Origin of the sequence: uncultured Chitinophaga sp. (assembly GCF_937874145.1) — a bacterium.
Lineage (GTDB): Bacteria > Bacteroidota > Bacteroidia > Chitinophagales > Chitinophagaceae > Chitinophaga.
Genome location: NZ_CALNBI010000519.1, coordinates 1 through 8,370, shown reverse-complemented (window position 1 = coordinate 8,370; position 8,370 = coordinate 1). Strand labels below are relative to the sequence as shown.

At 56.3% G+C, this 8,370-nt stretch carries 5 protein-coding genes; 1 reads left to right on the top strand and 4 read right to left on the bottom strand.

The window, feature by feature from the left end:
• From Q0510_RS24515 to Q0510_RS24500, 4 genes are all read right to left on the bottom strand, one after another.
• Positions 1-2,808, bottom strand: a 2,808-nt coding sequence (locus tag Q0510_RS24515) for a SusC/RagA family TonB-linked outer membrane protein (protein WP_298717874.1), incomplete at its 3' end; no start/stop codon positions are given.
• An 89-nt stretch (positions 2,809-2,897) separates the two neighbouring features.
• Complete coding sequence (locus Q0510_RS24510) at positions 2,898-4,010, bottom strand: FecR family protein (RefSeq protein ID WP_298717872.1); 1,113 nt, start codon at positions 4,008-4,010, stop codon at positions 2,898-2,900.
• A gap of 80 nt (positions 4,011-4,090) precedes the next feature.
• A complete protein-coding gene (locus Q0510_RS24505; protein ID WP_298717869.1) occupies positions 4,091-4,630 on the bottom strand; it encodes a sigma-70 family RNA polymerase sigma factor in 540 nt (179 codons plus the stop codon).
• A 148-nt stretch (positions 4,631-4,778) separates the two neighbouring features.
• Positions 4,779-5,780 carry a LacI family DNA-binding transcriptional regulator gene (locus Q0510_RS24500; RefSeq protein WP_298717866.1) on the bottom strand — a complete coding sequence of 334 codons (1,002 nt, stop codon included), beginning with the start codon at positions 5,778-5,780 and terminating at the stop codon, positions 4,779-4,781.
• Positions 5,781-6,188: 408 nt separating this feature from the next.
• Between Q0510_RS24500 and Q0510_RS24495 the strand changes: the two genes are divergently transcribed.
• A partial coding sequence (locus Q0510_RS24495; protein WP_298717863.1) for a SusC/RagA family TonB-linked outer membrane protein occupies positions 6,189-8,370 on the top strand: 2,182 nt, incomplete at its 3' end.

The following is an 8,370-nucleotide window of genomic DNA, read 5'->3' as shown; positions in this document are numbered from 1 at the left end:
AGCGTAACGCGGCAGCGGCGTCGACGATAAGGTAGTATCCGCGCGCTTATTCATCTGCGCAATGGTATTGGACACCCGCTCGATGGAATTCTTCACCTGGAAAGCATTCACGAACAACGACCAGTTGTCGCGGCTCTTCAGGCTGTTGATGATATTGTAACGGGCGCTCACTTCCCAGCCCTTGTTCAGCACGTCGCCCATGTTCTCGTAGTAAAACGGGAAACCGGTAGACGGCGCCGTGGAGATCCGGGCGATGCTGCCCTGGGTCCGGTCTATAAAGTAGTTCGCCGTTACATCCAGTTTGTTGAACAGGGTAATGTCTGCCCCGAAATTGGATTTGCGCGTTTGCTGCCATCCCAGCGCCGAGTTGCCGTAACCCATCAGCCCCGAGCCCACGATACCGCGATAGTCGGACATGGGGAAGTACTGGCTGGTGGTAACGCCCAGGTAGCTGTCGAAGTTCTGGGAACCCGTATAGCCGAAGGTATAGCGTACTTTCAGGCGGTTGATCCAGGGAATATCCCGGATAAAGGATTCGCGGTGCAGGTTGTACCCGAGGCCTACCGACCAGAAAGGCGCGAAGCGGCGCTCGGACCCGAAGCGCGACGAACCATCTACCCGGTACGACAGATCCACCAGGTAACGGTTATCGTATGCATAGCTCAGGTTCCCGATAAAGCCCGCCAGGCGTGCGGTGCTCTCCATGCCATAGGGCCGGTCGCCTTCCGCATATTTGCCGCCGAGGATGAACTGGTCCATCCGGGGATTGGGGAACCCTACCACTTTCACCGTAGCGGTGCTGTAGGATTGCTCCTGCAGGTTGGTGGCCAATGTACCGTATATACTGTGCTTGCCGATAGACTTATTGACGTCTGCACCCAGGAATCCGTCCAGCGAAGTATTGATCCCTGTGGAGCGGGTGTAGCTGCCTTTCTCAAAGGTCGGCGTTTGCACGAACGAGGTATGCTGCGCGGGCAGGAACACATCCGCTTCATCGTTCTGGCGCAGATATGCCAGCCGGGCGTTCACGCGGAGCCAGGGCTTTGCCTGCCAGATCAGAGCGAAATTATTGGTAAGGTTGTAATAGCTGCGGTTGTCCACTGTATTCAGCGTGGTATTGTACAGCGGGTTGAGCGCCCTGCCGGGGTTCTGCCCGTCGAGGTTGTCGTACAGGTCGAACTGGGTAAGCCTGTTGCCGCTGGGTCCATATACTTCTTCCAGGAACATTTTCATATTGCCGTTCTCGTCGTACGGCGTCCAGTACGGATTGAGCTGGGTGTACTGGCGGAAATGCCCGTAGGGGGAGTTGTTGGATTTGTTGAACCCGAGGTTGAGATCGTTGCGGAATTGCAGGTTTTTGTACCGGTAGCTCAGGTAGGTTCCCGCCATGATATTCCGGCGGTCCGAACCTTTCATCACGCCTTCGCGCTGGTCGTAGCTGAGGTTGACGCCATAGAGCGCGTCGTTCCCGCCGCCTTCCACGTAGATGTTGTGCTTCTGGCCCACGGCGGCGCGCAGCGGCAGTGCCATCCAGTCGGTATTCACACCGCGTTCCACTTCCCCGAGGCGGTGGTTGTAGTAGAGTTTATAGTTTTCGTCCTGGAAATTCCAGGTGTTGTTGTAGGTGCCGATGCTGCGCTCGAAATTGAGTTTCTCGCGGGCCTCCAGCAGGTCGTACCCGCGCAGGTCCGGCGCTTCCACGTTCACGTTGCCGCTGTAGGTGATGTTGAGGCGGCCGCTTTGCGGGCGGACGGTCTCGATCACGATCACGCCGTTGGCCGCGCGAGAACCGTAGATCGAGGTAGCGGCGGCATCCTTGAGGATGTCCACTTTTGCGATGCGGTTCAGGTCGAGGTCGTTGATGCGCTGCAGGTTCACCTCGAAGCCATCGAGGATGAACAGCGGCACGTTCGGCGAGTTGGCGTAGTTGAAGGTATTGGCGTTATTGCCGCCGCTGAGGTCCACCAGGCTGTTGCCGCCGCGCAGCGTTACTTCGGGCAGTGCGTTCGGGTTGGAGCCGAAATTGAGGTTGTCGGGCATCTGGAACGAGGGGTCCAGGGCGCTGAGGGCGGTCAGGACGTTGCCATTCGTCACCTTGTTCAGGTCTTCTCTTGTAAACGAAGAAGCCGCGCCGGTGAAGTTGGCCTTCGGGCGGCTGTACATTCCCGTCACCACCACGTCTTTAATGGATTGCTGGGACGCTTTGAGGGAGATGGTCAGCGCCTCGCCCGCTTTCGGCGTCACCGTCTGGGTTTCGAACCCCAGGTAGCTGATCTGCAGCTGGTCGCCGGGGTTCACCTGGATGGCGAATTCCCCCTTCAGCCCCGATACCATCCCTTTGGAAGTGCCTTTCACGACGATGGTGGCGCCCACGACCGGCTCCTGCGTCTTGGCGTCGACCAGCCGGCCTTTCACTTCCACGGGGTCGTTGCTCGCTTCCTTTTCAGGCTCCGGCCTGCGTACGGGCTCGCTGGCCTTGAGGATGACGGTTTTGTTGTTGATGGAATACGAGACGGGTTGCCCTTCCAGCGCCGTGTTGAGGACCTGCTGCAGGCTGGCGTTGGTGACGCGCAGGGTCACCGGCTTCGCATCCTTCAGGCTGGCGTTGTTGTAAATGAAGGAATACCCTGTCTGTTTGCGCAGCTCCCGGAAAAACCCGGACAGCGGCATGTCTTTCACGGCAAGGGTCACCTGCTGCGCTCCGGCCTGCCCGGCCGCGAGGATCAATAGCAGGAAGATGCATGCAGTGCGGACAAAGCTCCGCCTGCCCGCCCCGGGGGGCGAATCAAGATAATAGGTACTTCTCATACTGGTACAGTACGTTTAAAACATTACAAATAGCAACTGCGAATGCGTCACGATGGAACAGCTTCCAGATTTTGGCGTATGAGGATCACTTACGGCCTTGCCGTTACGATCCTGTTCTCGGTATGGAAATGAATGGTACCGGTCATTTCCAACATTTTTAATACTTCTGATAAATTTTCCCCGCGGGAGATTTGTCCTGTGAATACAACTCCCTTCAATGTTTCCGTCTCATATCTTGCTTCGATGTTATACCATCGGCTTAATTGCATCATAATTTCGGCGAGCGGCGCTTTCGTAAAAATGAACATGCCGTCTTTCCAGGCCGCTGCGTCTTCCGCATAAGGATCATTTTCCACGGTCATCCGGCTGCCCCGCTCCCATTGGGCCGACTGCCCGGGTTTCAGCGTCACGGCGTGTTGCTGCGATTGCAGGCGCACCGCGCCTTGCAGCAGGACCGTTTTCTGTTTCTCGCTTTCGTATGCGGAAACATTGAATTGCGTTCCCAGCACGGCTACCTCCATATCGGGCATGGCCACGATGAAGGGATGGGCCGCATCGCCCGTTACTTCGAAGAACGCTTCGCCCCGCAGCTCCACTCGCCTTTCGGCGCCCCTGAAAGAAGCAGGGAACCGCAATTGCGACGCGGCGTTGAGCCAAACGCGGCTGCCATCGGGCAGGCGCACCTGGAACTGGCCGCCGCGCGGTGTGGCGATGGTATTGAATACCGGGGGGCCATCTGCCGGGGCTTCGTCGACATACACCAGCTCCGTACCCGCCGCTTTGGCAACCGTAGCCCCGCCTTGCGCGGCGAGCGCCCCGTTGCGCGCGGTATCCAGTTCGATGACCGTACCATCGGCCAGGGTGAGCGTGGCTTTGTCGCCTCCGGGGCGGACGTCGGCCGATATCCCCTCCGTGGCAGGCGCATCAGGCGACGGCGTGGATCTCAGCAGGTACCAGCCTGCGGCGCATATGCCCGCGAGTACGGCGGCGGCGGCGAGGCGCCGGGGCCATATCCGGCGAACGGGCCGGGTGCGCTGCTGCACCTGTTCCATCATCCGCTGGCGGACGGTAGCGGCATCTCCGGGCAATTCGCCGGAAGTGGCCACTTGGTCGTACCAGGCATGCAATTCCGCCTGCTCCGCTTCGGTAGCGGTGCCTTCCAGGAATTTTCCGGCCAGTTCTTCTATGCGTTGATGATCCATCTGCTGTGATTATAGAGTCGTCTCAAAAAGGATTACCCTTAGTGCATGTTATATTTTTTTTAAAATAATGGAAAGCGGCATCAGAAAAAGAGATGGAACGCCCTGCCTAAGCTGATCCGGATGGATTTGAGAGCTTTGGTGAGATGGGCTTCGGCGGTTTTGAGGGAAATGCCCATTTCTTCGGCTACGTCGGGCAGCGCGCGGTCGTGGAGTTTGCTGGCGCGGAATACAAGGCTGCACTTTTCGGGGAGCTGGTCGGTCAGCTTGCCCACCATTTCGAGCAGCAGCTTTTCGTTGATCGCTTCGGGAGCTTGTGTGTGGGGAACGAAACGCTGCGATGCGTGATGGTGTTCGCGGCGGCGGCGGTTATTGTCGAGATGGCGGAAAACAGCGTAGCGGAGCATGGCCGCAAGATAGGGCTGCACCGATTGTACGGCCAGGTCTCCCCGCTTCTGCCAGATGTTCACGAAAACGTCCTGCACCAATTCCTCCGCAGCTTCCGCATCTTTCAGGTGAAAATACGCGGATGCATACAACCGGTCCCAGTAACGCTCGTAAAGTTCGGTAAAAGCCTGGTGATCGTCTCTGCCTATTCGTGTAAGTAATTCAATATCCTCCAAAGCAAGCCCCAAATTGGTTGATTGATTCTATACAAATGGTTGATTCGTTGCACAAAATACAATAATTTGGATATTCCGGTGCAAAATATTCTTCATCTTCCCCCAAATCTATTATATAACACCAGAAGTTTATATCTGGATGATTTACTTATTTTGATGTGGATTTTCTTTCGATCAGCCTGGATTTCAGCACCACATCTCCTTTTGCCCCGCCCTTTTTCCGGATGATGCGCAGCAGCTCCCGCGCCGCCGTTTCCCCGATCTCGAACGCGGGCTGGGTGATCGTGGTGAGCGAAGGGTTCAGCAGCGCGGCGGTCTGCAGGTTGGAGAAACTAATGATCTTAATATCTTCCGGGATCTTTAATTGGATCTGCTCGCACACCCGGTAGCACACCACCGCCAGTTTTTCCAGCGACGCGAAAATGCCGTCGGGCTTTTCTTTCTCCAGCATGTTGCGGATGGCGGCAAACGCTTCGTCGTTATCGTTGGTGCATTCCAGGATGAGCGGCGCCGGCTGCTTCGAATATTTCTCCAGCGCTTCCAGGTAGCCGCTTTCGCGGATCGTGCCCACGGGAATGCTTTTGTGCACTTTCAGGTAAGCGATTTTCTTGCAGCCGGTATCGATGAGGTGCCGCGTGGCGGTGACGGCGCTTTCGTAATTATCGGACGTCACCTTCACATTATCCATCCGTTCGCTCACCCGGTCGAACAGCACCAGCGGGATGCCTTTGCGGTTGAGTTCCTCCAGGTGCTCGTTATTGTTGTTCTCATCGGTGATGGACAGCAGCACGCCATCCACGCGGCCGTTCGCCAATGTATTAATAAAGGAAACTTCCAGGGCATGATCGCCATGGGTGAAATACAGGAGGAAATGATACCCCTGCGCCTGCGTGATCTTCTCGATCCCGCTGATGACAAGCGAAAAGAAGTCATTCACCATATCCGGGATCACCACTGCAATAATTTTGGACTTCTGGCCGCGCAAGCCGCTGGCATTGGCATTCGGCTGATAGTTCAACCGCTTGGCCAGGGCAAACACTTTTTCCTTCGTCTCGGGGCTAATCTCATGGCTATCCCTTAATGCACGTGATACTGTAGAAATGGCGAGATTCAGTTCCTTTGCCAGATATCTGATGTCAATCTTGTTCATGAATCTGCTCGAACCTCTTATAAAATAACGCTTTTCCCACGACATGTTTCGTAAAACACGCCGCTTTTCACGGAAACGTTTCCGTAAAAAAATCGATTTAGCATTATAAGTTTGACTAAGTTAACCGTCGTAAAGATAGTTCCACAAAGTAATACCACGTTCGAAACAGTAAATTATTATGACGAAACACATGCCTTGCACCAGCTGATGACCAGCCTGTACCGCTGTACTATTCCTGTCCCGTGATGCACCGTTTCCCTTGACACGCCTCCGTGCCAGGACACAGCCCGGACCTGCATATCATCCAATCCTCGTACTGCGCCCGCGCCGGGTGCGGATGGGCCTTTGCGCCCCTCTTCAACCGAAATCAGAACACGTTTTAATATCATCAATTTGAACACTCACGCTATGAAAAGATCAGTATCCAGCATGGCCCTGCTCAAATACCATTTGTATCTGAGAGCTTCCATCGGGGTCATCATCTGCCTGAGCCTCTCGCTGTCAGCCGCAGCGCAGAAGCCCGACAGTTCCAGCCGCATCCATACTTTCAACGGCAAACAATTGCTGCAGGAAGTAACAGGATCGTTCTCACAAATCAAAGGGCCCTCCGTAGAGAACGTGCCGGTCATCAACAACGAAAACCGCTTCCAGGGCCTGCTGGCAGGCCTGTTCGTCATGCAGAACAACGGCGAGCCCGGCGACGAAGGCGCCACCTTCCAGATGCGCGGCAAACGCACCTTCCGCACCAACAGCCCCGTCATTCTCGTCGACGGCTTCGAGCGGAGCATGGACTTCCTCGACCCCAACGAGATCGAAAGCATCACCGTCCTGAAAGACGCCGCGGCTACGGCGCAGTACGGGCTGCGGGGCGGCAACGGCATCATCCTCGTTACCACCAAACGCGGCCAGGAAGGGCAGATCAAAATCACCTTCAACGCCCGCGCCGGCATCAAAGCCCCCACCACAAAACCCACCCTCCTCAATTCGTACAATTACGCCACGCTCTATAATGAAGCGCTCACCAACGACGGCAACGCGCCGCGCTACAGCGAAAGCGATCTGGAGAAATACCGGAACGCATCCATGGGAATTTACGAATCCGATATGGACCGCTACCTCTACCCGGACATCAACTGGTACGACCAATACATGAACAATTCCACCTGGCAGCAGCGCTACAGCGCCAGCGTGGAAGGCGGCAACAAGAACGCGCGGTATTTCCTTTCCGCTGGCTATACCGGCAACAGCGGGCTGTATAAAGTGGATAAATCGGCCAATACCTATAATACCAATGCGGATTTCAATATGATCACGCTGCGCTCGAACATCGACGTCAACGTGAACAAACGCTTCGCACTGTCGCTCGATATCTCTGGCAGGCAGGAGCAGCGGACGTATCCCGGCGCCCGGGGCGACGCGGCGCTGCGCGTTTTCCGCGCCCTGTACAAAACGCCGCCCAACGCCTTCCCCGTGTTCACGCCCGACGGCAAGCTGGGCGGCACCAAAGACTGGTCCGCCAACCCTTACGGCCTCCTGAACCGGCAGGGGTATTCGCTGTATTACGTCCGCAGCATGTTCGCCACGCTCCGCGCGAAGCATGAGCTCGACTTCATCACGCCAGGGCTGTCCGTTCAGGGAACCGTGGCGTTCGACAGCTGGTACGATATGGTGACCAACCGCAGCAAGGGTTTCAAGGTGTTCGACCTGCGCCAGCCCGGCGGCGATGTGGAATACAATCCTGACGGGAGCATTAAGTACGTGGAAACCGGGTCGGATTCGCAGATGTCGTCCGGCGTGGAATACCCTTCCACCCGCCGCATCCTCAATTACGAAGGCGCGCTGAATTACCAGCGCACGTTCGGGCTGCACGCCGTGTCTGCCGTGGTGGCGATGAACCAAAGGATCATTTCCACGGAAGACGGCACCAATATCCCCAGGGCGTACCTGGGCGGTAACGGGCGCGTGTCGTATGCGTTCAACAAACGTTACCTCGCCGAATTCAATTTCGGTTATCAGGGGTCCGAACAATTCCTTCCGGGACATAAATTCGGCTTCTTCCCGGCGGCTTCCCTGGGCTGGGTGCTGACGGAAGAGAATTTCCTGAAGGATAATTCCTGGATCAACTTCCTCAAGCTCCGCGGCTCTTACGGCATCACCGGCAACGACGATATCGGGGGATATTTCCTCTGGTTCCAGAAATATGCCGGCGCCGGCGGCGTTAACTTCGGCTATACTTCCGTGGGTTACAGCGGCTGGAACGAAACGGCCTTCGCGCTGGACAACGTGACCTGGGAGAAGGTGCATAAAACGAATGTGGGGATAGATGCGGTGTTTTTGAAGAACAGGCTCAATGTGACGTTCGATTACTTCCATGAGCGGAATACCGACATTATGATCCAGCCCGCCCTCCCCTACCTGATGGGCATCCGTTTCCCGGATTTCCCGATCGGGATCATCGAGAACAAGGGCTTCGACGCATCGCTGCGGTATACCCAGCAGTTCGGCGGCCTGGAGGTTTCGCTCCTTGGCACGGTGACGCAGGCGGAGAATAAAGTGATCAACCGCGGCGAGGAAATCCCGCGCTTCGCAT